The sequence below is a fragment of the Methanosarcina sp. DH2 genome (genome assembly GCF_020804225.1).
Lineage (GTDB): Archaea > Halobacteriota > Methanosarcinia > Methanosarcinales > Methanosarcinaceae > Methanosarcina.
This window is the reverse complement of the sequence record NZ_WJBI01000001.1, coordinates 128,823-153,386: the sequence shown is the minus strand read 5'-3', so window position 1 is coordinate 153,386 and position 24,564 is coordinate 128,823. Positions and strand designations below refer to the sequence as shown.

Below are 24,564 nucleotides of genomic sequence, written 5' to 3'. Positions count from 1 at the left end.
ATCTTTATGCCTGCAAAGAACAGAATACTTGTAACCGGAGGGGCCGGTTTCATCGGGAGTCATCTTGTCGACCATCTGATGGAAAGAGGAAACAGAGTCCTTGTTTTCGACAACCTGAGTTCCGGTAAGATGGAATTTATAGAACACCATCTTAAAAACCCGGATTTCTTTCTTGTAAAAGGAGACCTTCTTGATCCTGAAGCTATAGAAAGTGTCTGTAAGGATGTTGACATGGTATACCATGTAGCCGCAAACCCTGACGTCAAACTTGGAGCTTCGGATACGAGAGTTCATTTTGACCAGAACATCCTGGCAACCTACAACCTCCTCGAAGCTATGAGAAAAGGCAGTGCAAAAAGAATTGCATTTACCTCCACGTCTACGGTCTACGGGGAAGCAAGCGTTATGCCCACTCCTGAGGGTTACGGGCCTCTTATCCCTATATCTCTCTATGGTGCCTCAAAGCTTGCCTGTGAAGCTCTCATCACTTCATACTCACATACCTTCGACATGCAGGCGTGGATTTTCCGGTTTGCAAATATTGTCGGGCCCCGCAGCACGCATGGAATTACCGTTGATTTCATAAAGAAGCTGAAAGAAGATCCCTGCAAGCTCGAGATTCTAGGGGACGGAAAGCAGGAAAAATCATACCTTCACGTATCGGAATGTGTTGATGCAATCATTTTTGCAATAGAGGAAAGCAAAGAAGAAGTAAATATATTCAATATCGGGTCCGAAGACACTATCAGTGCTACAGGGATAGGAAAAGTCGTCACGGAAGAGATGGGGCTTTCTGAAGTAGAGTTCGCATATACCGGCGGGAGCAGGGGATGGAAAGGGGATGTGCCAAGGATGAGACTAGATATTGAAAAATTAAAATCTATGGGATGGAGAACTGCTTATACCTCAGAGAAAAGCATAAGAGATACAGCAAGGGTACTGATTGCCGGAAAATAAGATTTGTATCCGAAGACAATAGCATTTTCGAGAATAATATCCGGTTCAACTCCCCTTAACTCAATTTTTTTATATAAATATCCAGGAGATATACAGAAAATAAGTAGAGAAATGATCCTTTTTAAAATTCCAGAGAACTTGCTTCGTAAAGTGAAAAAAACAACATGAATGTAGAAAGAGGAGCGATTAAAAGGTCTGCAAGCACTGGGAATAACAGACCGATGATTTATTCAAAAGCCGAAAATAGCGCTAATTTATACTACCCACTGCAGAGAACACAGGACTGATTATTTGCTGCTCGGGTTCACCTTTGACCTGAATAAATACCTTTTTATTAAAGACATTTCATGGTCTGTAAAGCCGCCCACAAGAAGCATCACAACCAGATAAATAAACGTGCCTGCCCCTATTGCTTCGAAAAGCTCAAGTATGCCTGAGATAGCAAAGCTGGAGATAAAGAAGTACATAGATATTGATGACAGAATACTTTTTGCAATGTCCAGAAAATAAAAATCAAGTTTAAAATGCTTCAGAGACATGTGAATACAAAACACAGCCATCAAAAAGTAAGAGACGAGAGTTGAAAGAGCAGCACCGATAATGCCGACTGATGGTATGAGAATAAGATTGATCAGCACGTTTGAAACTGCGGCAATGATGTTAATATAGGTAGCAGACCTCGTCTCTTTTATAAGGAACATTGTATTGACAAAAATCTGGAATATTCCTGCAAGAAGCCCGGCAAAAGCAATAATAGGGATCACAAACCAGCCAGAAATGAAGTCCTGAGTGGTAAGAACCCCAAGCAACGGTTTTGCAAGGGCTGAAAGCCCGAAGACTGCGGGGATGGCGATAATAAGGAAGTACCTCAGAGAATGAGACATGTAGATTCTTACCTCGTCCAGCTTATTCTCATCAAATAACTTTGAGAGTTCGGGAAGAAGAATAAGCTGGAGAGGGCTTACAAAAAGCTGGATAAGGTTTCCGATTGAACACGCTGCAGAGTAGACACCCACACTGCCGAGACCAAGAAAATAAGTAACCATGTATCTGTCGCTTGATTCCGTAACCCATCTAATAAGTGCATTCGGAGTTAACGGCAGAGAAAACTGCAGGTACTCTCTGATGTAAGTAAACCGGGGGATAACAAACCCTATCTGTGAAACTATGGTAATAAGGGAGATTAAAAAAATCAGACCCTGAATCATTAGAGTGGCAGTTATTACTCCAAGAAGTCCGTACCCCATTTTAAGGAAGATCAGTATAAATAACAGTTTTCCAAAGGTCTCAAAAAGAGTAAAGTAAGAGAATTTCTGAATTTGCCTGAAAACCCTGAAATAAAAAAGGGATACAGACTCAATTACATTCAGAAGAATTAAAAGGGAGCCTGCCTGTACGAAATAAGTTGCTCCAGGGTCCTTAAAACCGAAAGTTGCAAGTGGTTCTGCAAACAAGTATAACATGAATGAAGCTAGAAAACCCGATACTGTAACAAAGAAAAGGATTGAGTACACGGCTTCCCTTATTTTTTTCGTATCGGTCTCGGAAGATAAGAATCTAACGAAACTCATTGAAAGCCCCATAAGTGCAAGAGAGGAAATTAAAGATACTGTAATATTGATCTGTGCCCAGAGTCCGTAATCGTATGCTCCAAGGGTTTTTGTGATAATGGGCAATAAAAAGAAGGTGCTCAGGCTTGTAAGTATCTGAACCGTCCCAATAAAGCCAACATCCCTTGCAAATTTTTGATATGACATCATATCACCTTAAAAAGAACTGCCTCTTTTTCGTTTTTATTTAAAGAAAATTATGAAAATAGTCGCGCGAAAATTCCTTTCGTAGCATGGTCCAGATCATTAATTAATGCTTGATATATAAATCCTTTTGAACAATATTCATAATCCGGTTCAGGTTTTATTCTGTATGTTGATTGTTTCTCTATAACCGGAACGAGTTGATTTATTATCATCAAAGACACCTTTAATTGTAAGAGAGAGTATAAAAGTCTTAAATTTATTCTCAGCGTTAACTTTATTCTTATAATAGAGGACATATTAAATTTGATTCATCGGAATACCTTTGATAGGAAGTAATCCAGAATTCGAGAACGGAAGGTCCAGAGAAGTTCTCGCCGTTAACTTTTAGTCTATTTGAACAGCGTTTTCTTTTGAGGAAATCAGGCTCCTTCTCACCCAATAAGAGATTTCTACAAAGGATAAAAGCCTTTGTGTGTAAATAAATTTTTAGAATAGTTTATTATGTAGATAAATAGGGCTTTCAAAAAAAGGATTTTTAGTAGGTATAAAAGTGATAGAGTGAAAATAAATAAACATATACCGAAAAACAGGGTGTGGCATAAGAAAATAGGTTAATAAGTAGAACTTTAAACCAGAAAAATAAAAGAATCTGAAAAAAGGAAGTTTTCCGAAAAGCAGACTTGAGAAATTAACGTTTCCTGCAGTCCAGAATTTCGGAGTGCTGCCTTAAGGGCCTTTGAGCTTTCAGGTGTATACTAATTGAAGTTTTGGCACCTGACTTATGCTCCCGGCACTGCTGTAGAAAGCGATGTAGTTATTGCTTTCTGTACGGGCTTTTATCATAAAACCGGTATTTTCATACTTCCCACTGGTGTACTCTTTTACAAGATCGGTTACATTCAGCTCGTAATACCTGTTATCAGGAAGAGTACTGCCTTTCAGGGTCATTGTAGCATAGGGAGTGTTTCCCTGCAAGACGCCATTTTTGTCATACCAGTCCCCTCCGGGATTCTTCCATGAAACACCACTGATCCTGTTATTCCAGCTCACATAGCTTGGGTTCCAGGCGGAAGCAGGTCTGTAAACTTCAATTATAGTATCTTCAGGTCTTGAGCCTCCTGCTGGGTAATACCAGTAGAGAGAAAGGGTTGCATTATTAACATCGGTAGAACCTGTGTACTCGCTCAGGTTAAACAGCATTACATCTCTGTATCTGCCACTGCTCATTCCACCTACATCAATAAAGGATGAGTTCTCGTAGACTGCATAAGGAGAAGCTTCGCGCAGGCGATTATTCTTTGAACCAGTAACAGTCACATTTACAGTGACTAAAGGTACAGTCATTGTAGGCGTTTTTTTTGCCACACTGAGCTTTGGCTTCTGACTTTCATTTCCGCAGTCACTGCTGTAGAATGCAATATAGTTATTGCTCTCTGTACGGGCTTTCATCAGAAAACCGGTATTTTCATACTTTCCACTGGTGTACTCTTTAACGAGATCGGTTACATTCAGCTCGTAATACCTGTTATCAGGAAGAGTACTGCCTTTCAAGGTTATTGTAGCGTATGGAGTACTCCCCTGAGAAACACCATTTTTATCGTACCAGTCCCCTCCTGCATTTTTCCATGCAATGCCTTTGTCCCTTTTATTCCAGCTCACATAACTTGGATTCCAGGTAGAAGCAGGCCTGTAAACTTCAATTACAGTGTCCTGAGGCCTTGAACTTCCTGCAGGATAATACCAGCGGAAAGAAAGATTTGCACTACTAATTTCAGCAGAAACGTTGTACTCGCTCAGGTCAAACCATACTACATCTCTGTACTTGCCACTGCTCATTCCACCTACATCAATAAAGGAGCTGTCCTGATAGACTACCTCAGGAGAAGCTTCACGCAGACGGTTATCGCAGACCTTCCCCGCTACGGGCGAAGGACTTTCCTGCTTGACGACACTTATACTTGCTGTAGCCGAATCCTTCAGTTTTCCATCACTTACTTCAAAAGTTATGCTGTATGTTCCTTCCTGTCCGGCAGCCGTAGTCCAGCTGAAGATCCCTGACTTGCTGTCAAAGACCGCACCTGAGGGAATACCTGAAGCAGAGTATGCAAGGGTGTTTCCGTCTACATCCGAAGCGCTTACTGTAAAGGTAAGGCTTTTGCCAGCCTCAACAGTAACGTCCGGGATGGAATTCATCACAGGAGGATTATTAATTATTGGTAGGGTTCCGGATTTAGAAGCATACTTTGTATTCCCGAATGCCCCTATGTTAATCCTGTTTCCGTTGTCTTCCGGCTCATTTGAGTAATCAGAAGAAGCGAACCCTGCATCAATACATTGAGAACTGACGCTGTCTGTAACCCATGTATTCCCGTTCCAGCGACCAGCTACCGATTTGAGGTGATAGTCATGTGAACTCTGGCCTGCAAAGAGAGGGTTTACATAGATATCTGTTGTAGATTTGACATTTTTGTAGTTCCCCAGAGTATTGTTGTAGAGACAGTTATTTTCCAGTACAATGGTGTGGGAACTGGTAAGGCGATTAATCACACCGTATCCTGTTCCTGCAGCGTTTGTTGTGCGCGGTACGGTGTTTACCATGATGTTATTACGGACAGTGGTCGTGAATCCTGTTCCTGAAGGTCCGGCATTGGTGTCAGTCGAATACATATTTACAACTGCCGCGTTATGAACTCCGTCAAAGACGTTATTTTCAATCAGGACATTATGGAATCCACTGCCTAAAACCCCACCAACCCATTCGATACTTGGATTGGTACCGGAATCATAGAAGATATTATGGTGGATATATACACTTGATAAGCTTTTATCATATGCTCCAGCGGTCCCGATAAGCCAGATGCCAGGTCCGTAGGTGTTTGTAATTACATTATCATAGATCTCGATATTGGTCATGTCACCTTTGGATCTCTCAACCTGAATACCCGGACCTCCTGCACTCCAGTGATAAAAAGAATCGATGAAGTTGTCATGGAACTTCACGTTATTTGTGTTCCATACCCTCAGAGCACTGTTAGTTCTGCAGGTTATTGTATTGTTCCAGGCCTCTACATTCGTACATTCAATTGCAAAAAGGCCGTCATGTCCTAGTTTATAGATCGTGTTATTATAAAACTGGATATTACTACCGTATTTTATCCTGAGACCGTCACCGTGTCCATCATGCATATACATATCATTGACTGTTACATTGCTAGTGTACATGAAATAAATCACGTTATAGTAGCCTTTACCCTTGGCAAGTTCAGAATTACCATCGTGATTTACATCAACTTCAAAACCTCTTATTGTAATATTGTTATTCCCTGAACTGCTCATCTGTTGCATAAGGGGTTTCATAGTAATCCAGCCTGCACTATTGGTCAGCTTGATCACAGCATTTGAATCCCCTTCGAGAATAGTATTACTTCCAATCAGAAGGGTATCGTCAACAACGTATGTAAAAGGCCCCTTGAGGTGGACAGTTGTATAAGCAGAATTTTCTGCCACGAATTTAAGGGCCTGATTTATCTGTACGTGATCGTCTTTTCCATCACAGTTAAAGTCCCCGCTCCCATCTCCCGCAACATAGATCATAGGTGCAGGAGTCCGGCATGAAGCCGCAGGAATACTTGAAAGTATAAAGCACCCTACAAGGAAGAGGACTCCTAATTCTCGCTTTAACATAGCTATCACCTGGGGTTGGTCATAATATAATTATTTATGATGTCTATCAGGTAGAAGTTCGCTTAGAATTTCTTTTTAATAAATTTCTAAGTTTTCCCACATTTTAAGGTAAATTTAATTATCCTGTTTTCAAAACCATCTGGCAGGATTTTGCAAATAGTATCCACTACCTAAATTTTTAAGACTCTAAAATCAGCCCTGGAAAATTTCATTTCTGAGGCTATTGAACCCTGTTAGATGAGATGAACATTGGATTTGGAATTAATACCCTCGATTTTGAGGCAACATATCTCCAATATACATAATTCCCCCCCGTGCTGACAGTAGAAATAAATTAGTTCCAATATCATAATTAAATTTCTATAGTCGGCATTGTAAATTAGTTCATTATATTATAAAAGTATTTGCGCGAAGTTTCTAAATTTCTTTAGGGATTTATAGACAAATGGAATAAACAGATTAAATTTATTATATAAGATTAATCGACAAGTAGAAACTTATTATTAAAAGTTATGAAAAAAAAGAATGCCTATTAGCAAAATTTGTGGCGCTACAGGCAGAGCAATTTTTGAAGAATGTCCAGAGAAAGCAACTCAAACATATATTCTTTGCCGCGAGAAGAACAGATGCAACAGCCATAAAAATAAATAAGAAATTGAAATGAAAAATCAATGATAGAAGCCATAAATCAAAAATAAAAAAACAATAAACTACCGGTAAAAACCAGCAATACAACCATAAGAAAGTAATAGTGGAATGAGAGCTAAATCTTGACTGAATCAAATAACGAATAGAGAAGAAAAATCAATTATATAGTGAAATATAGTGAAATCACAGGAAAATCCTGTGAAATCCAGAAAGCGCTATCAAACAATATCAAAAGCACTATCAAACAATATCAAAAGCACTATCAAACAATATCAAAAGCACTATCAAACAATATCGTCACATATATCTAGAATTTTTCTTGCGACTCCATCCCAGCTGTGATTCTCAACTACATATTTACGGCCCTGCTCTCCCATCATGCTCCTTGTCTTTTGATCGGAAATTAGCTTTACCACAGCATTAGCGAGTTCTCCGGGGTCCTCAGGAGTTACTGAAATTCCACCTCCGGAAAGATCGATCAGATCCTTAACGCCTGATATACTGCTCGCTACAATAGGTTTTCCGCATGCAAGATATTCGTATGTTTTCAGTGCAGAGAGCCCTATTTTTGAATTTCTTTCCTTTATAAAGGGAGCAACGCAGATATCAGCTGCATTAATATATAAAGGAACGTCCTCATAAGGAACTCTTCCAGTGAAAGTAAATTTGTCCGAGAGCCCCATCTCTGAGGCAATTTCCAGCAGTTTGTCCCTCATTACCCCGTCCCCCACTACAAGGAAGCGAACATCAGGGCATTTTTCCAGAATAAGGGGAGAGGAATAGATAAGAAACTCAACACCTTGCCAGGCTGCAAGGTGCCCTACAAAGCATACATACTTTTTCGAACCATCAAGCCCGAGACAGTCCCTTGAATTCTTCTGGTCCATGGGCTTGAAAATCTCGGTATTTGCTCCGTTGTTAATTACAAGAACTTTTTCTGCAGGCACCGAGTATAATCTCACAAGTTCGGCTTTTAGCTTATCAGTCACGGAAACTATCCTGTCACAGTGCCTGTAATTAAATCTCTCAGAACGGAGTGCCAGACAGGAAAAAACCCTGTATGCAAAGGACTTTGAGTCCGGGCTTACCTTGAGTTCATCCATAACCAGTCCGTTAACCTCTACTATCGTGGGAATCTTTAAAAGCTTGCACAGAGCAATGGGGAAGAACGGAAAAGAGTTCTGGCGGAGATAAAGTACATCCGGCCTGTTTGTTATGCATGAGTAAAGCAGATAAAAGGATAGCATAAACTCATAAAAAGGCTGTACAAGATACTTATTATCTATCACAGGCACATACTTTATTCCGGAGAAGCCGTGCTCTACACCTTTTTGACCTGGAGCGAACAAAACTACATCCGTGTATTTTTTCAGATTTCTTAAAAGTTCGAGTATGTGTATATTCGAACCTGATTTTGTACTGAAAAAGCTATAATAGACCAGGAAAATATTACTTACTTTTTTAAACATGATTGCCGTTACCTGAATAGTAAAAGTAGTTAATTAGTTTATCCCATCTTTTCATGTATTAATTTCCACAGGTCTGGAAGAGTCAGTTCGGGATTTAAGTACAGGAAAACAAATTTATGCATTTTACAGAGAAATATTTATAGGAGAAATTATCTCCTTTGTGTGCTTGTGAGGCATCCGAATCGAAAAAGGAAAAAATTATGAAAGCACTGGAAGTATGTCAGGAGTTTCCTAACAGGTATTACCCTCAACTTGGAACGTTTATAAAGCAGAGCATAGATTCAATTGCAGACCAGGGAGTGGACGTAACAGTTATTTCTCCAAAAGCTTTCGTGCTTCCTTTTTCTGCATTTCCATACCATAATTTCTCTAAATTGCCCAGGATTGAGCACACAGAAAAATACGACCTGCATTATCCGCGTTACCTTTATGCTATTCCCAAAAAGTATTTCTATCCTATAAGCGGCATTTCATATGCTCGTTTCGTTTCCGCCTACGCCATAAAAAATATAAAGCCGGAACCGGACCTGATTCATGCACATTTTTCATACCCTGATGGATACGGGATGATGGGGCTTGCAAAGAAATGGAAAGTTCCTCTGGTGATAAGTGCTCTTGGCACGATAGAAAGAAAGGTTGCTTATGAAGGATCCTATACTTCAAGGCAGATTATAGAAGCCATGAATTTTGCCGATAAAATCCTTTCTGTTAGTGAAGACCTCAAGGTTCACATAGTTAATCTCGGGATAGATGAAAGTAAGGTACATGTGGTCTCCAATGGCGTTGATACGGAGATATTCAAGCCTGCAGGAAAAGAACATGCAAGAAGCATTCTAAACTTGCCTCAGGAAAAAAAGATTGTCCTGTTCATAGGGGCCCTGAGAAAAATAAAAGGCGTGGATTACCTTGTAGAAGCTGCAAAAAATTTTGTGGATACGGACACGGATCTCTATATGGTAGGCAGGGACGACGGACTTAGAAAGAGCCTGGAGAAAAGGGCAGAAGAACTCAAAATTGCCGGCTCTATCAAATTCACCGGACCTGTAAACCACGAAGACATCCCCCTCTGGATTTCAGCATCAGATATGCTGGTACTGCCTTCTCTCTCAGAAGGGAGGCCAAACGTCGTGCTTGAAGCTCTTTCCTGCGAAGTACCTGTTGTGGCAAGTGATGTTGGCGGGATTCCGGAGCTGATGGTTGAGGGCGAAACAGGCTATCTGGTTCCTGTAAAAGATCCTGCTGAACTGTCAGAGAAGATAAATAAGCTTCTTGAAGATGAAAGTAGAAGGGAGAGGATGGGAAAGTTCGGGCGCAAAAGCATAATCCAGAGGGGGCTTACATGGGAAGCCCATGCAAAGAAGACTGTAGATATATACTCAGGACTTTTATCGAATTCCTCAAAGTGAACCGGAAAAAGGATAAATTCTGCTTTACTCCAGACTTTTTTCCTTTTTACAGCTAATTTCCTTTTTACAGCTAATTTCCTTTTTACAGCTAATTTCCTTTTTACAGCTAAGAAAGACTCTGATGCTTTTTTGACCAACCTATACTATTTGACCCATTTATTCTCTCTAATCCGCCTGAATTACGCCCGGATATTGCGCCCCGGATATTGCGCCCCGGATATTGCGCCCCGGATATTACGCCTAGCTATTTTAGCTTGATCACCCGAAGATCTCAGATTGCTTTTACGATCTTAGAGAGGTTTTTGATAGGTTTTTAAGATAGTTTAGAGCTTTCTTGTTTTCCATAAAAATTAGAAAGTACAGGCGTTTAAATGCCTATAAGAGTGTTGTTAAGGTTAGAGTTTCTGAGAGGTTTGCTTAATGCCGGCCCGGGAGCAAAAATGTCCGTTGCCGGGTTTGAATATATTTTATTTGCTTTAGTAAGATTGGTCTCAAGATCAATTACGTTTGCAGGAGTATTCCTGTAAAAGTAATTGGTAGTTTCTTTAGTGCTGCTTTCATCGCTGCCAAAGTATAAACCGCTCCTGAGAAACTCGTGAGTCCTGAATACTACATAGCCTCTGTAGCTGGATAATTCGCTTACATTATCTATCCGGTAGTTGTCGTAAATTGAGATGTTCATGCCCGAAGAGTCCTCAGGAATCGAGGGGAGATAAAAGTACCTTGTAGTATAGTAATCGGAATAAACGGCAGAACCCTCAGGAATGTACTTATAAACATGTTCGAAACCACTCAGTTCATTAGCAGTGAAATATTCATGCTTTGAACTCTGGCCAAGCATATCCGCGTCCGAAATGCTGAAGACTGAAGAAATGAAAACAAAAATGGAGAACAGCACGAACACAAAGAACACTGTATTGAACTTTTTAGGGCTATATTTATCCATATAGTTCCAGAATACATAAATTCCATATCCCATTACGAAAGCCATAAAGGGGCTGACGAAAAGCATAAACCTGTCGACTCTAAACAAAACCTTAAACTGCCAGATAGTGTTGAGGGGATTTGGGATATAAAAAATAAGTGTCAAGAGAGCAAATAACCCAAAAACCGCAGCATAATTTTTCCTGTAGTTTTTTAGAAGAAAGCCTATTCCAATAAGGGCAAAAAATAAGAAGACTGATTTATCCAGAAGCCCCACCAGACCGATAAAGCTTTCCTCAAGTACATCGGAGCCTCCGGCAGTTAAAACTACAGAGTCCCAGAAATGGCTCTGTAAACGGGGAGTCAGGCTTCTCTGCATGAACAGATAAGCTACAAAGAACCAGTAAGCAGTATAAGTGACGTTTAATAGTAAAAAGAAAGGCTTACTTAGATAGTCGCCAGCCTTTATTAGATACTCCGAAGCAAAGAGGATAACGAGCAGTAAAACGAACTGGAGTATGGAAACGTTATGTACCAGAGTCAAAAAAATCAGAACTATTACTGAAAGAGTTTTAAAAGAAAATTTATCCTCTTTAAAGTTGACACTGTAGACCAGGTATAGCAGTATAATAAACGCTACGAATGACATTGTGCGTGTAATCACGTTTGCGCCGTAATATAGTACAATATAGCTTGCGGAGTAAAGCAGGCAGGAGAGCAGGGAGATTTGTCTGTTGTGTGTGATGTGATTAAAAAGATAGTAGAGGAAAATTACTACTACTGCATAAATCGGTGCTGTTATCAGGAAAAGTGAGGATTTGGCACTGATGTTCAAAATTACTGAGGTCTCGGCAACGAGTATGTGATACAGGGGGAAAAATGCATAGTCACTTAAGGAAGTGGAAATGGTCTGTCCTGATACTGCAGTGAATTCCGAAAGAAAAATGTGAGGAAGAATGTCAGTGGTCCCGAAGTAGAAATCATAATTGAAGGTAACGCTGTAGGTAAGGTTTACCATGATCAAAAAAGATTCCAGAAGGACAAGAGACGGCTTTACCTCTTTAGAGAAAATTTGCAGAAAAACCGAGAGGTACATTACCAGAATGAATATGAAATAGTACCAGGGTCTCTCTCCCTGAGATAGCAGAAGCACAACTATTGAGCCAATATAAAATATACTGAACACGTAGGTAAGGGACTTTATATTTATCGAAGGAAAGCTGTCTATATCATGCAGACTGACATCTTTTCTGTAAATGTATAATATAAAAAGACAGGAAAGTATTGCAGGAATTCCAGTAAACAATCCACGGAGTACATAACCTGGCTTTCCGGTTGCAAACATCCATACGAAAGTGAATGTAACTGCGAAAATTATTGCTAATGGGAACAGGAAGGAAATTACCTTCATTAAACGGTTATTATCCACGTGTTTGAGTCCCGTCTCTTCACTCAATCCGAACATACTATCTCCATCTTAATCCATACCTTAAGCGATCATAACTTCATGTGTTGAGTTTGAAATAAAGAATTCAGATAATCCGAACAGGCATTCAGGATCGAACCTGAAACAAAGATTCGGATTTTTTGTTCGAAACCAATAGGATTTACAGTGAGGTCTATATTGGTTAAGAATTTTTTGCTCCGATGTACTTCAGACCAGGTTTAATTTATCCAGCCAATTATTACATTTGCATCATAGAGAAATATTAGAGGGAAATATTAGAGGGAAATATTATAGGAAAAATGCCACCGGAAAACTGTGCTCACGTAACCGGAAGAATTCTTAAACATTAAACATCCGAAATAGATTTGTCTTTCGAAAGGAAAAGGGAATTTGCAAAGCTGTACAAAAAACCCAGTCCATAAGTAACGTGCTGCACGGGGATCACAAGAAGAGCAAAAAGGCCATACTTTGATTTCATTTTATATATTACCTGAATCGAGGTAACAAAGACCAGAATGAAATATAAGGTCGTCAGTGCTAGCAGAACTAATATCGGCGCTGGATATACAGGAGAGACAATAAGCGAAAAGACTGCAAATACTATTGCAATCGAGGGTAAAAAAGCATACCAGCGGACGAATTCACCGTGCTTTTTAAAAAGCTCAGCCATCCACATACCATACTTGAACATTCGTACGGAAAAAGACTTGAGGGTCCCCCTTCTGTGGTGAAGCACTTTTGCTTCCGGAATATACAGGAATTTGTAACCTATTTTGTTTATTCTGTAATTAAGGTCTCCGTCCTGGCCTACTACAAACCGCTCGTCAAAATACCCTGCTTCCTTAATGATGTTTTTTTTATACATCGCGTTGCAGTTAGGAAGGGAGCCGACATAATGTTTCCTTGTGGAATTATTAGACTGAGCAGAGCCTCCAGAACCCAGAAACGTTTCCTGGGCATGCCCTACTACCCTGCCAAAAACAGGATCAGTATCAAATATTAAGTTCGGCCCACCGACGCATGCTACATCATCAGGGGCGTTTTTCATTTCATTGACAAGAGTTTTTAACCAAAGGGGATCCACCTTGCAGTCCCCGTCAGTGAATGCGACGAAATCCCCATGGGAGTGTTCCACACCAAGATTTCTTGCTGCCGCAACATTCTTTTTTTCATTAAGAATGAGCCTGACAGGATACTTCTGTACGAGGTCCCGGGTTTTATCAGTGGACATCCCGTCGACGATAATAATCTCATAAGACTCTTCAGGGTAATCCAGGCGAAGGAGAGACTCAATGCATTCTTCAATGAATTTTTCTTCGTTACGAATACCTGCTACAACTGAAACAAAAGGATACTCCATAAAATGACCCCGTTTTAACCGTTATTGTCTTCTAATCTGTTCATTCAGAAATATCATTCTTGAAATTGCATGCAGTATAATCCCGGTAAATATCATAAACGCTCCTATAATTGTCAACATTACCATAAGGAGCGTGGGTCCGAAACGTAGAGATCCTCCAAGATAATAATCCTGCAGAAATTTCAGCCCCATAAGAACACCCGTAGATGCCATTGTCAAACCCGGGATAGCAAAGTAGTATAGGGGCCGCCTGTACTCCATATCCTTAAGGATCTGGAACAGCACCCGAGGACCATGTATAAAAGGATGCTCAGTGGAGCAGTCTTCAATATCGTATCTGCAGTGTATCTCTACTTCAGTAAATTTAAGTTTGTGATCTCTTGCCTGAATAAGGATCTCGGAACCTGCAGACATATCAGTGCCATTCAGGTTTATATTCTCAATAGCTTTTCTGCCGTATGCCCGGAAACCACTCTGGGAATCGGTGACATTAAGACCACCTGCTATGTAAGTTGCAATGTCAAGGACTTTCATTCCGAACTTACGGTAAATAGGTACATTTTTACCGTTGCCGTTTACGAATCTTGAGCCAATTACAAGGTCAAATCCCTGTTTTAAGGGCTCAAGAAGTTTGGGAATTTCGGAAGGGTCGTGCTGGCCATCGGAATCGATTATGACCATAGCACCTGCGCCAAGGTTACGGGCGGTTTCAAAACAATTTCTTAGAGCTGCTCCGTATCCTTTGTTAACTTCGTGGCGGATTACGTAGGCACCAAGGGATTCCGCGATATTTACAGTATTATCCGTACTCCCATCGTCCACAACCACCACCCTGTCAACATAGTTTCTGCAGCCCTTGATAACCTCTGCAATGGAATGGGCTTCGTTATAGGCAGGCATGGCTGCAATAGTAATGGTCATGTGCAATCATCTACCTCTTTGATAAAAAGACCCTGGAGTCTCAATAAAGCGCCTTTCTTGAAAGAAAGCGGCAAGAATTTCAAATACAGTGAATACATTTTTCAGAGTCATCGCTCCACAAATTTTAAAGAGTTTCTAAGGATTATCTACAACCAGATACGCAGCGCATCATTTGGGGGATTTTTGTGCTCCTTTTAGGGAAAGGAGAGATGCCCTGCAAGTAAGTTATGGTTTTGAATAAGACGTGTATTTGTTTTAATATATGAGCTATATAAGCATTTAGGCACAAAAAATAGTTTAGCAGTTTCCCGATAACGAAAAATAATTAAGCCTGCTTAAAAAGCTCGTTAGCCTGAAAAGAAGCTTAAAAATCTTCGACATAAATAATACTTATCATCAGACGGATAGAAAATTTTATACAGATATGAGAATTAAGAGGTTTTTTTGTGCTAGAGGTTAACATAAGTAAAAAAAGCAGACTGGATCGGGAAACCCTTTCAAAAAAAGTATAAGACTTAATCTGAGACATAAAATTCCCCAACAAGGTAATAAAGAAGAAATAGATTTTTATAATAACAGGCAGGAAAAGGGAAAGATATTTTATACAAAAAAGTAATTTGAGTAGATCGAGTTAAAACCATTATTGAAAAGACATAAACCATTCAGGAACAAACGTTTTACAAAATCTGAAAGGTAGCTCCTGAATTAAAAATAGGGCCAATCTCCAACCTTCCGGTTCTCAATTCTTCACAATAGAAGACTATAGCAGGCCGGCCGGAAAAACAGCCGGAAAGGTTTTCTGAAAATCCGCCAGAGAGATAGTGAAATAGGCAGATTAGCCTGGATACAAGAAAAATAAAACTGGGAAACCAGAAAAACATAAAACCGTTTTATGAGGAGTCATATGGCCGGAAACCAGAAGTTTCCATCTGACCTGCTGTTTGTGGCAGGCCTTGCAGTTCTTACGGATATTTTCGTACTCATTCCTGTACTCAGTGAGAGTTTTATTCGCACAGCCCTTGGCCTGCCAATGATATTATTCTTACCGGGATACGCCCTTATAGCCGTGCTATTTCCAACAAAAACCGGAATTGAGGGAATTGAGAGGGCAGCACTTTCTGTTGGGATCAGTGTCGCAGTGGTACCACTTATAGGACTTGTACTTAATAATACACCACTGGGGATTAGGGAAGTACCCCTTCTTGCAAGCCTCTCTGTATTCATTATCCTTGCATGCGCAGTAGCATATTTCCGCAGGAGGCAATTTCCAGAAGACAAAGCCTTTGAGGTCTCTTTCAAGGCTTCTACCCGTTCCCTCTTAGCAGAGGTTCTGGGAAAACCAGAGTCACCAACGGAAAAGATACTCAGGACTTTTCTGGCAATTTCCATCTTGGCCCTGGCAGGAAGTGGAGCTTATTTAGCCCTGGTTCCCCATGAACAGAGCCCGTTTACAGAGTTTTATATCCTGGGGCCTGAGGGAACAGCTGATAATTATACTACGGAATACGTGCAGGGAGAAAGCGGAACAGTCATCATAGGGGTCGCAAACCATGAGCACAGAGCAGTAAACTATACAATGGATGTCAGGCTCGAAAATAAATCCCTGCCCCTGCCTGAGAACCTGCAGTATATACAGCTTGAAGACAATACGACCCTGGAAGAACCGCTTGAGATAACCCCTTCTGTTGAAGGAAAGAATATGGAGCTTCAGTTTCTGCTTTTCAATGAGACTGAAAAGGAAGTGCCTTACAGGGATCTGCGCCTCTGGATAAACGTTACAGAGGAGGCCTGAAAATGGAAACATATGAAAATCAGGAGATGCAAATACCTGAAAATGGAGAAATACAAACCCCTGAATACCTGGGAATACATGTGCGTGAAAATAGGGCGACACAGAAGCCTGCATTAAGAAACAAAGGGCTTTATTTGGTTATCCCGGTTTTAGCTATCGCTTTTGCGGAATTTATGATATATTCTGGCAGGATTATAGGAGCCATGGAAGTACATGCAACCCTCCTTTTTGGGCTTTCTCTTTCCATGCTCTATATAAAAGACGAGGACATCCAGAAAACTTACCAGGCCCTTATCCTGCTACCGATCCTGCGGCTTGTAAATCTCTCAATGCCAGCATTTTATGATATAACCCTTTACTCGTTTGTCTTTATCTACGGACTCCTTTCAATTCCAGTAACCATTGCACTTACCCATCAGGGGTTTACCCGGGAACAGCTTGGAATAACCTTCAAAAGGATAGGTATCTATATCCCACTCTCGATAATTATGGGTCTCCTGCTTGGAGCAGGGGAATACTTCATAATAGAGACAAACTACCTTATCCCCGACCTTTCAATCCCCACCCTTCTGATACTCACCCTTATTATGGTTTTTTTAGTAGGTCTTATTGAAGAGATCATCTTCAGGTCAATTTTGCAGAACAGGCTCGAAATGCTTCTCGGTAGCCGGGGAGGCCTGGTTATCACAAGCGTCCTGTTCGGATTAATGCATTCCGGGTATGGAAATATAAGTGAAATATTCTACACCTTCGCAGTGGGTCTTATCATAGGATATATGTTCTACAGAACCCGAAGCCTCCCTCTGGTCACAATGATCCACGGCTTCATAAATGTATTTCTCTTTGGGGTGATTCCCCATCTACTCTAAATTTATTTTTTAAAAATGTTCGTTTCCCAGCTCATCCTCTCTAATTCATTCATATCCTGTATGTAAGATGCTGCCTGAAAAGAATAAAAGGTACGGGGAGAAAAAAAGGTACGGAGAGAAAAAGGAAGGAGAGGAATATGTGAAAGTGGATGGGCAGAAAAGAAAGCCGGAAGACTTTTTTTAAAAAAATTGGGGAAAATTTAGTTTATAATGTTTTTAAAAAGAATTTTTTCTTTCGATGCATATGCATTCAAGGCTTAAAAGAGCCCTCCATATCTTAAAAGAGAGCTACAAGCTTGTAAAGGATAACCGCACCGAATGAAAACAAAAGTGGGAGAATTCCCATATTCAGAGAAGTTTGCACAGAATCTCCCCAGTGTTTTGACAGAGGAAGGAAATCTCTTAGAAGTAACAGTAAAAGCAAAGCCACTACGGCTACTGATGCACCTTCAGGGACCCCTGGTGTGGTCATCATTTCGAGTACGCCCGAAGAAGCGGAAGTTGATGAAATTAAACTTGTAAGCGTAGTCAGAACTCCTTTAGTTGATTCACGTATAAGAAAAACAGATGTGCAATCTGATATAAAAACCCTCCTCCTTTTAATGTTCAGAATTCAAGCTAGATGACCCGAAGAGAGTAAAGGAAAAGAGGGCGAAGGGCCCTGAAAAGTCCTGAGAGTCCCGGTGCAGCAAGTAGAAGAAGAAATCAATTACATATTGTTTATGAAGACAGGGCAGATCAGTTCTATAACTTTCACGTATGAACTTAAACTTGGAAAATAACCGAATAACCAGTTTTCCTGCAAAACCGGGAGATCCCTGGGAGATCCTTATCAGACCTGTGTGGACCTGTAAATCTCCAGGATAGAACGAATACGCATCTTATCCCTGAGGAGTATAATAAAAACAGGTTTTAAAGAAAAGCGCTGAATTTAAAGGGAAAGCACTGAAAATTGTTAAATGGATGAACTTACATATAAAATTAAAGTAGTCGGAATCGGGATATCAGAATAATAGTATTGTAAAAAGGACGAAGATAACAGTATTGAAGTTATCATATTGAAAGATAAGAATGTGGGGTTTCGAATGTCTCCGAATGTAATTTATGCGAAATAAGGTTAATAAATTGAAGATACTCATTAAAAAAGTCAGGAAAACAGTAGATAGATAGATAAACCAAATCAGTTAAATAATTATAAAGTGTATTCAACTAAAAAATTCACATAGTTATGAAATTACAGGGAGTGAGTACAGGTAACAGGGAAATTCCAATAGTTCCCGGGTTAGTCAGGAACATAGATAGCCAGATTATCCGGGAGCAGGAAAAACAAAATACATATGATTCAAACATGTTTAAAAAATATTAAGTATGTTTTGATTCGATTCAAAACGTTTCGAATGAATTGTAAGGTATATGAAAAAAACGGGGGAATGATATGAACTCAAAAGAATTCAAAATACACGGTTCTTCTAAGGTTTATGGCACCTCTTTAATCGGAAAGGATACAGTGGTTCTGGAGAATGTAATACTTGGATATCCGGAGCACAGAGTCCTTATGGAGATCCTCAGACAGGATATTGAGATAGAGGACTTTGATTTTCCAGGCTGCATTATAGGCCCAAATTCGATTATAAGAGCAGGTTCCACAATTTTTTCCAATGTAAAGACCGGGAAGAACTTCAAAACCGGACATAATGTAATGATCAGAGAAAATACACAAATCGGGGACAATGTACTTATCGGAACGAACGTTATCGTAGACGGGAACGTGAAGATAGGAAACAATGTAAGTATCCAGGGAAATGTGTATATTCCAACGAATGTGGTTATCGAAGACAATGTATTTATTGGACCGTGTGCTGTTCTTGCCAACGATAAATATCCCATCCGTAAAAAATACGAACTTAAAGGCCCTGTTTTGAGAAAAGGAGCATCTATAGGCGCTAATGCAACCCTGCTTCCGGGCGTGGAAATAGGGGAGGGAGCGATGGTTGCCGGAGGAGCCCTTGTGACAAAAGATGTGCCTCCGTGGAAGCTGGCTGTCGGTGTACCTGCTAGAATACAGGAGCTTCCTGAAGATCTTAAAGAGTTGAACCGAATATAAACCTATCAAAAACCAAAGTTAAGTAAGATAAAGTTTTATTGAGATTACTATAAGAGGTCCTAAAATGATCCCAATCGCCAAGCCCCTGCTGGGCAAGGAAGAGATTGATGCAGTAACGAAGGTCCTGAGTTCAGGTATGATTGCACAGGGACCAAAAGTAGAAGAGTTCGAGCTTGCTTTTTCTGAGTACATCGGCTGTGAATATGCAGCTGCTGTAAACTCCGGCACTGCAGCCCTGCACATAGCACTTCTTGCCCACGGTATTGGAAAAGAAGACGAAGTAATTACAAGTCCTTTCACCTTTATTGCCACTGCAAACAGTATCCTTTACACAGGAGCAAAGCCCGTTTTTGCAGATATCGAGCCGGATACATATAATATAGATCCCGAAAAGATCCAGGAAAAGATCACTTCAAAAACGAAAGCAATTATGCCTGTCCACCTTTACGGACACTCGGCAGATATGAAAGCCATAATGGAAATCGCTGAAGATCGTAAACTTGTCGTGATTGAAGATGCCTGCCAGTCCCATGGCGCAGAATGCCTGGGCAAAAAGGCAGGTAATTTCGGAGCCGGAGCGTTCAGCTTCTATCCCACCAAAAACATGACAACAAGCGAAGGCGGGATGATTACAACAAATGAAAAGGAAATCGCAGAAAAAGCAAAGATGATCAGGGCTCACGGATCAAAAGTCCGCTACCTGCACGAAATGCTGGGATTTAACCTTCGCATGACAGACATTGCAGCTGCGATCGGGCTTGTACAGCTAGAAAAACTGGGAGAGTTTACCGATGCCAGGCAGAAAAACGCAGCCATGCTCTCAGCCGGGCTTAAAGGCACTTCAGGGATTGTGCCTGCAGTAACAAAACCTGGCTACACTCACGTTTTCCACCAGTACACCATTAGAGCTAAAAAGAGAGACGAGCTGGCAGATTTCCTGAAAGAAAAAGGAATAGGCACAGGAGTGCACTACCCGATACCCATCCACAAACAGCCCTATTATATGGAACTCGGATACAGAGATTCCCTGCCCATCTCGGAAAAAGCAGCAGAAGAGGTCCTCTCCCTTCCGGTACATCCGGCTTTATCCGGAGATGATGTACAGAAAATAATTAAGGAAATCAAAGGATTTTATGCAAACGCTTGAGTATTCCCAGGCAGTAACCGCATTCTTGAACAGGAAGTGAAACCTTGATCAAAGTAGGAGTAATAGGCACAGGCGCCATGGGCCAGAACCACGTCAGGATCTACAGCGAGATGGAGGGCGTGGAACTTGCCGGAATATCGGATGTAGACAAGGACAGAGTCGAGGCCATGGCTGCTCAGTTTAAAACGAAAGCCTTTACAGATTACAAAAAAATGTTTGCCGAAGGACTTGATGCAGTAAGCGTTGTTGTGCCCACAAAACTGCATAAACAGGTAGTCCTTGATGCCCTGGAAGCAGGCGTTCATGTCCTTGTAGAAAAACCGATTGCCGATACGGTTGAAAACGCGAACCTGATGATCGAAGCTGCAAAAGAAGCAGGAAAGGTACTCATGGTAGGGCATATAGAGCGTTTCAACCCTGCAGTCATAAGGCTTAAAGAAATTATAAATTCAGGTATTTTGGGTAAGATAGTTTCTATCTCTACCAGAAGGGTAGGTCCCTATAACCCGAGGATAAGGGACGTTGGCGTTATTATGGATATCGGCGTTCACGATATAGACGTCATCTCATACCTTTATGGCAAGAAGATAAAGGGTGTTTATGCTATTGCCGGTGCAGACATCCACTCTTTTGAAGACCATGCCTCAATTATCCTGCGTATGGACCATAATTTCGCAGGCGTTGTAGAAACAAACTGGCTGACCCCTCATAAGGTAAGGCAGCTGACAGCAATCGGGGTCAAAGGAGTAGCCTATCTGGACTACATTGACCAGACAGTCGAACTGCATGACAACGGTTGGATAAGAAAAGCCAAAGTAGAGCCAAGCGAGCCTCTGAAAAACGAACTTGTTTATTTCATAGATTGCGTTCAGGCAGGCACAGAACCTAACCCCTGTGGCGAAGACGGAAAACACGCTCTAGAAGTAGCAATGGCAGCCATCAGGTCCTACGAGGAAGAAAGATTGATTGAAGTAGGACAGTAAACAGCATAAAAGATAAATGGTGGCAGAAATAAAGTCCTGAAGCTTCAGGGAAATATAGGAATAAATTAAAAACAATATTGGAAAGTGATAAGCATGAGCAAATTGGAAAAACTTCTTAATGAACGTGGCCCTATAAGAAAAATAGGAGTACTTGGCATGGGTTATGTAGGAATCCCTGCAGCCGTCCTGTTCGCAGATGCTCCCTGTTTTGACAAAGTACTGGGCTTCCAGCGGGATTCAAAAAGCTCAGGCTACAAGATTGATATGCTTAACAGGGGAGAAAGCCCACTTAAAGGAGAAGAACCGGGCCTTGAAGAACTTATCGGAAAAGTTGTAAAAGCAGGCAAGTTCGAGTGTACACCTGATTTCTCCAGGATTTCCGAACTTGATGCAGTTACACTTGCAATTCAGACTCCTTTTGCAAACCCCAGAGACCTGGAACCCGATTTCAGTGCTCTCATAGAAGGGATCAGAAACGCAGGAAAATACCTGAGGCCGGGCATGCTTGTAGTCCTCGAATCCACAATCACTCCCGGAACAACCGAAGGGATGGCAAAACAGATCCTTGAGGAAGAGTCCGGTCTGAAAGCAGGAGAAGATTTTGCCCTTGCCCATGCCCCTGAAAGGGTAATGGTAGGTAGGCTTTTGAAAAACATCAGGGAACACGACAGGATCGTGGGCGGAATTGACGAGGCAAGCACGAAAAGGGCTGTTGAGCTGTACTCACCCGTGCTCACTGTCGGAAAGGTTATTCCGATGAGTGCAACTGCGGCAGAGGTTACAAAAACTGCAGAGAACACTTTCCGCGACCTCCAGATTGCAGCAATCAACCAGCTTGCCCTTTACTGTGAAGCTATGGGCATAAATGTCTATGATGTCAGGACCGGGGTTGACAGTTTAAAAGGTGAGGGTATCACAAGAGCTGTCCTCTGGCCAGGAGCCGGGGTTGGAGGCCATTGCCTGACCAAAGACACGTACCACCTGGAAAGAGGAGTCAAGATAGGAAAGGGACAGCTGGACTATCCAGAAGGTGCGGATTCGATCTATGTGCTTGCCAGAAAAGTCAATGACTTCATGCCTGCGCACATGTACAACCTGACTGTTGCAGCTCTTGAGAGGCTTGGAAAGGAAATGAAAGGCTCAAAAGTTGCAATGCTTGGCTGGGCATTTATCAGAGACTCGGACGATGCCAGGAACACACCTTCGGAACCGTACAGGGACCTCTGCCTGAAAGCCGGAGCCAGTGTTACGGTGCACGACCCGTACGTTGTCAATTATCCGGATGTTGAGATTTCGGATAACCTGGAAGAGGTTGTAAAAGGTGCAGATGCTGTAATCGTGCTTGCAGGGCACAGTGCATACTCTGATGTTAAAGCCGATTGGGTAAAAAAAGTAACAGGGAAAACTAATCCGGCAATTATTGACGGGAGAAATGTAGTTAAGCCGGACGAATTTATTGAAAAAGGGTTTGTATATAAGGGGATTGGGAGGGGAGACAAGAACTCACATGAGATAATATGAAGGGGAAAATTCCCCTTTTTAAGACGAATTTGTCTTTTATATCCGGAAAATAGGACGAGAACTATGTTTAAAAAACTGAAGGAAAACGAGGAACTCTGGGACCTCTTTACAAGAAAAGAAGAGTACGATCTTGCCTTTCGCGACAGGTATGAGAGGTTTCCGTACTACCTGAGCAGCCACAGGAATATTTTTGAGCCGAGAGTTTCCAGATTTTTGTTAGAAAACGGGCTGAGACCGCAGTATCCAGACGGAAAGAAGTTTGCGGTATGCCTCACACATGACATCGACGGTGTTTACCCGGAAAAACTATACCCACTTATCGGGTCCATTAAAGCCCTTGCCAGAGGGAACCTGACCGAAGCTATGAAAACTCCTTTTTCCAGAGTTAACAGGAAATGGAATCCATGCTGGAATTTCAGGGAAATAGTGAAGCTGGAAGCAAAATATGATGCAAAATCCAGTTTTTATTTTCTTGCCCTGAAGCCTGAAGAAATGGACTTTAATTATAATATTAAAGACCTGGAGTCCGAACTCGGCTTTATATCCGACAGCGGATGGGAAGTTGGCCTGCACGGCGGGCATGACTCTTACAACAGCCTTGAAGATATCAAAGAAAAAAAGAGTCGGCTCGAGGAAGCCCTGGGTAAAAGAATTATAGGGTACAGGAACCATTTTTTAAGGTTTAGCGTCCCGGATACATGGGAATTGTTGAGCAAAGCCGGGTTCAAATACGATACCACACTCGGGTATGCGGACTGCGCAGGCTTTAGAAACGGGATGTGCCATCCTTTCAGGCCTTTCAATTTGAATGAGGGGCGTCCGATAGACATCATGGAGATTCCACTGACGATTATGGACCGTTCCCTTCTGAGAGACTACATGCGCCTTGATGTCAAAAAAGCCTGGGAATGTACGAAGCATCTTATCAATACTGTTGAGAAGTATAACGGCGTGATTACTGTCCTCTGGCATAATAATACATGCATTGAAGGAGAGAATCTTAAATATTACGAGAAAGTCCTTGAGTACTGTGCCGGTAAAAACGCCTGGATTACCAGCGGAGAGGAAATTTATAACTGGTGGACCAGTCAGATTGAACCCGGGATCTAAAAAGACATTGCTATGTTGCGAAATAAATCATAGTTGCTAAGTAAATTACGAGAATATAAAGATCACTAAAAAGTAAAGATCATTAAAAGTGAAAATCGTTAAAAGTAAAGATCAGTTAAAAGTAAAGACCAGTTAAAAGACGAAATTGACCTTAATTTACAAAAATAATAAAATGACATCAATCGGCAGCTCAAAGAGAATTCTTTTTTGCCAGATATATGGCTGCCTCAAGAGGATTAACCTGATTGATGTTGACCTGAGGAATCCTGGCTATTAGAAAGTTAACAGTGACTTTCTGTTAAAGGTTCAAGAATTATTTTATCCGTAGAGTAAGAGACTATTTTTGATTAGAGACTATGTGATTAGAGATTATTTGATCAGAAATTATAGTCCTCCGGTAACGGGAACAAGAAGTAACCATCTGGAGATATCATTGAGAGTACCATCTGGATAAAGGAACTAATA

At 41.2% G+C, this 24,564-nt stretch carries 16 protein-coding genes; 9 read left to right on the top strand and 7 right to left on the bottom strand.

Going from position 1 to position 24,564, the window contains the following annotated elements; genetic code table 11:
* The first annotated feature begins 6 nt into the window (after nt 1-6).
* Nucleotides 7-957 carry an NAD-dependent epimerase/dehydratase family protein gene (locus FXV91_RS00670; protein ID WP_229387343.1) on the top strand — a complete coding sequence of 317 codons (951 nt, stop codon included), beginning with the start codon at nt 7-9 and terminating at the stop codon, nt 955-957.
* Nucleotides 958-1,244: 287 nt separating this feature from the next.
* Here the strand turns inward: FXV91_RS00670 and FXV91_RS00665 are convergent, their stop codons facing one another.
* From FXV91_RS00665 to FXV91_RS00655, 3 genes are all read right to left on the bottom strand, one after another.
* Complete coding sequence (locus FXV91_RS00665) at nt 1,245-2,717, bottom strand: flippase (protein WP_229387342.1); 1,473 nt, start codon at nt 2,715-2,717, stop codon at nt 1,245-1,247.
* Nucleotides 2,718-3,458: 741 nt separating this feature from the next.
* On the bottom strand, nt 3,459-6,398 hold the full coding sequence (locus tag FXV91_RS00660; RefSeq protein WP_229387341.1) for a disaggregatase related repeat-containing protein: 2,940 nt from the start codon (nt 6,396-6,398) through the stop codon (nt 3,459-3,461).
* Between the two features lie 932 nt (nt 6,399-7,330).
* Nucleotides 7,331-8,515 carry a glycosyltransferase family 4 protein gene (locus FXV91_RS00655; RefSeq protein WP_229387340.1) on the bottom strand — a complete coding sequence of 395 codons (1,185 nt, stop codon included), beginning with the start codon at nt 8,513-8,515 and terminating at the stop codon, nt 7,331-7,333.
* Between the two features lie 200 nt (nt 8,516-8,715).
* Here FXV91_RS00655 and FXV91_RS00650 point away from each other — a divergent pair, with 200 nt between their 5' ends.
* Nucleotides 8,716-9,921 carry a glycosyltransferase gene (locus FXV91_RS00650; RefSeq protein ID WP_229387339.1) on the top strand — a complete coding sequence of 402 codons (1,206 nt, stop codon included), beginning with the start codon at nt 8,716-8,718 and terminating at the stop codon, nt 9,919-9,921.
* A 367-nt stretch (nt 9,922-10,288) separates the two neighbouring features.
* Here the strand turns inward: FXV91_RS00650 and FXV91_RS00645 are convergent, their stop codons facing one another.
* From FXV91_RS00645 to FXV91_RS00635, 3 genes are all read right to left on the bottom strand, one after another.
* Nucleotides 10,289-12,310: a hypothetical protein gene (locus FXV91_RS00645; protein WP_229387338.1), complete on the bottom strand. Its 2,022-nt coding sequence runs from the start codon at nt 12,308-12,310 to the stop codon at nt 10,289-10,291.
* A 328-nt stretch (nt 12,311-12,638) separates the two neighbouring features.
* Nucleotides 12,639-13,652, bottom strand: coding sequence for a glycosyltransferase (locus FXV91_RS00640; protein ID WP_229387337.1), 1,014 nt, complete (start codon nt 13,650-13,652; stop codon nt 12,639-12,641).
* 21 nt (nt 13,653-13,673) lie between these two features.
* Nucleotides 13,674-14,573: a glycosyltransferase family 2 protein gene (locus FXV91_RS00635; RefSeq protein WP_229387336.1), complete on the bottom strand. Its 900-nt coding sequence runs from the start codon at nt 14,571-14,573 to the stop codon at nt 13,674-13,676.
* 904 nt (nt 14,574-15,477) lie between these two features.
* On the opposite strand from FXV91_RS00635, the gene FXV91_RS00630 reads away from it, so the two are divergent.
* A complete protein-coding gene (locus FXV91_RS00630; RefSeq protein ID WP_229387334.1) occupies nt 15,478-16,365 on the top strand; it encodes a DUF1616 domain-containing protein in 888 nt (295 codons plus the stop codon).
* Nucleotides 16,366-16,367: 2 nt separating this feature from the next.
* Nucleotides 16,368-17,234 (top strand): type II CAAX endopeptidase family protein, encoded by an 867-nt coding sequence (locus FXV91_RS00625; protein WP_229387332.1) that lies wholly within the window; start codon nt 16,368-16,370, stop codon nt 17,232-17,234.
* A gap of 277 nt (nt 17,235-17,511) precedes the next feature.
* Here FXV91_RS00625 and FXV91_RS00620 read toward each other — a convergent pair whose 3' ends face one another.
* The gene (locus tag FXV91_RS00620) at nt 17,512-17,709 is read right to left on the bottom strand and encodes a hypothetical protein (protein WP_229387330.1); all 198 of its coding nucleotides are present in this window, start codon (nt 17,707-17,709) and stop codon (nt 17,512-17,514) included.
* A 960-nt stretch (nt 17,710-18,669) separates the two neighbouring features.
* On the opposite strand from FXV91_RS00620, the gene FXV91_RS00615 reads away from it, so the two are divergent.
* The 5 genes from FXV91_RS00615 to FXV91_RS00595 all read left to right on the top strand — a co-directional run bounded on the left by FXV91_RS00615 (nt 18,670) and on the right by FXV91_RS00595 (nt 24,099).
* Nucleotides 18,670-19,338, top strand: a complete 669-nt coding sequence (locus tag FXV91_RS00615; RefSeq protein WP_229387328.1) for an acyltransferase — start codon at nt 18,670-18,672, stop codon at nt 19,336-19,338.
* A 64-nt stretch (nt 19,339-19,402) separates the two neighbouring features.
* Complete coding sequence (locus tag FXV91_RS00610; RefSeq protein ID WP_229387326.1) at nt 19,403-20,485, top strand: DegT/DnrJ/EryC1/StrS family aminotransferase; 1,083 nt, start codon at nt 19,403-19,405, stop codon at nt 20,483-20,485.
* A gap of 44 nt (nt 20,486-20,529) precedes the next feature.
* The gene (locus tag FXV91_RS00605) at nt 20,530-21,468 is read left to right on the top strand and encodes a UDP-N-acetylglucosamine 3-dehydrogenase (RefSeq protein WP_229387324.1); all 939 of its coding nucleotides are present in this window, start codon (nt 20,530-20,532) and stop codon (nt 21,466-21,468) included.
* 93 nt (nt 21,469-21,561) lie between these two features.
* Nucleotides 21,562-22,989 (top strand): nucleotide sugar dehydrogenase, encoded by a 1,428-nt coding sequence (locus FXV91_RS00600; RefSeq protein WP_229387322.1) that lies wholly within the window; start codon nt 21,562-21,564, stop codon nt 22,987-22,989.
* Between the two features lie 63 nt (nt 22,990-23,052).
* The gene (locus tag FXV91_RS00595; protein ID WP_229387320.1) at nt 23,053-24,099 is read left to right on the top strand and encodes a polysaccharide deacetylase family protein; all 1,047 of its coding nucleotides are present in this window, start codon (nt 23,053-23,055) and stop codon (nt 24,097-24,099) included.
* Nucleotides 24,100-24,564: the final 465 nt, after the last annotated feature.

Excerpts from the sequence above, each read along its gene's own strand:
- FXV91_RS00670 (WP_229387343.1), top strand. The coding sequence starts at position 7 with ATGCCTGCAAAGAACAGAATACTTGTAACCGGAGGGGCCGGTTTCATC.
- FXV91_RS00665 (WP_229387342.1), bottom strand. The coding sequence starts at position 2,717 with ATGATGTCATATCAAAAATTTGCAAGGGATGTTGGCTTTATTGGGACG.
- FXV91_RS00660 (WP_229387341.1), bottom strand. The coding sequence starts at position 6,398 with ATGTTAAAGCGAGAATTAGGAGTCCTCTTCCTTGTAGGGTGCTTTATA.
- FXV91_RS00655 (WP_229387340.1), bottom strand. The coding sequence starts at position 8,515 with ATGTTTAAAAAAGTAAGTAATATTTTCCTGGTCTATTATAGCTTTTTC.
- FXV91_RS00650 (WP_229387339.1), top strand. The coding sequence starts at position 8,716 with ATGAAAGCACTGGAAGTATGTCAGGAGTTTCCTAACAGGTATTACCCT.
- FXV91_RS00645 (WP_229387338.1), bottom strand. The coding sequence starts at position 12,310 with ATGTTCGGATTGAGTGAAGAGACGGGACTCAAACACGTGGATAATAAC.
- FXV91_RS00640 (WP_229387337.1), bottom strand. The coding sequence starts at position 13,652 with ATGGAGTATCCTTTTGTTTCAGTTGTAGCAGGTATTCGTAACGAAGAA.
- FXV91_RS00635 (WP_229387336.1), bottom strand. The coding sequence starts at position 14,573 with ATGACCATTACTATTGCAGCCATGCCTGCCTATAACGAAGCCCATTCC.
- FXV91_RS00630 (WP_229387334.1), top strand. The coding sequence starts at position 15,478 with ATGGCCGGAAACCAGAAGTTTCCATCTGACCTGCTGTTTGTGGCAGGC.
- FXV91_RS00625 (WP_229387332.1), top strand. The coding sequence starts at position 16,368 with ATGGAAACATATGAAAATCAGGAGATGCAAATACCTGAAAATGGAGAA.
- FXV91_RS00620 (WP_229387330.1), bottom strand. The coding sequence starts at position 17,709 with ATGATGACCACACCAGGGGTCCCTGAAGGTGCATCAGTAGCCGTAGTG.
- FXV91_RS00615 (WP_229387328.1), top strand. The coding sequence starts at position 18,670 with ATGAACTCAAAAGAATTCAAAATACACGGTTCTTCTAAGGTTTATGGC.
- FXV91_RS00610 (WP_229387326.1), top strand. The coding sequence starts at position 19,403 with ATGATCCCAATCGCCAAGCCCCTGCTGGGCAAGGAAGAGATTGATGCA.
- FXV91_RS00600 (WP_229387322.1), top strand. The coding sequence starts at position 21,562 with ATGAGCAAATTGGAAAAACTTCTTAATGAACGTGGCCCTATAAGAAAA.
- FXV91_RS00595 (WP_229387320.1), top strand. The coding sequence starts at position 23,053 with ATGTTTAAAAAACTGAAGGAAAACGAGGAACTCTGGGACCTCTTTACA.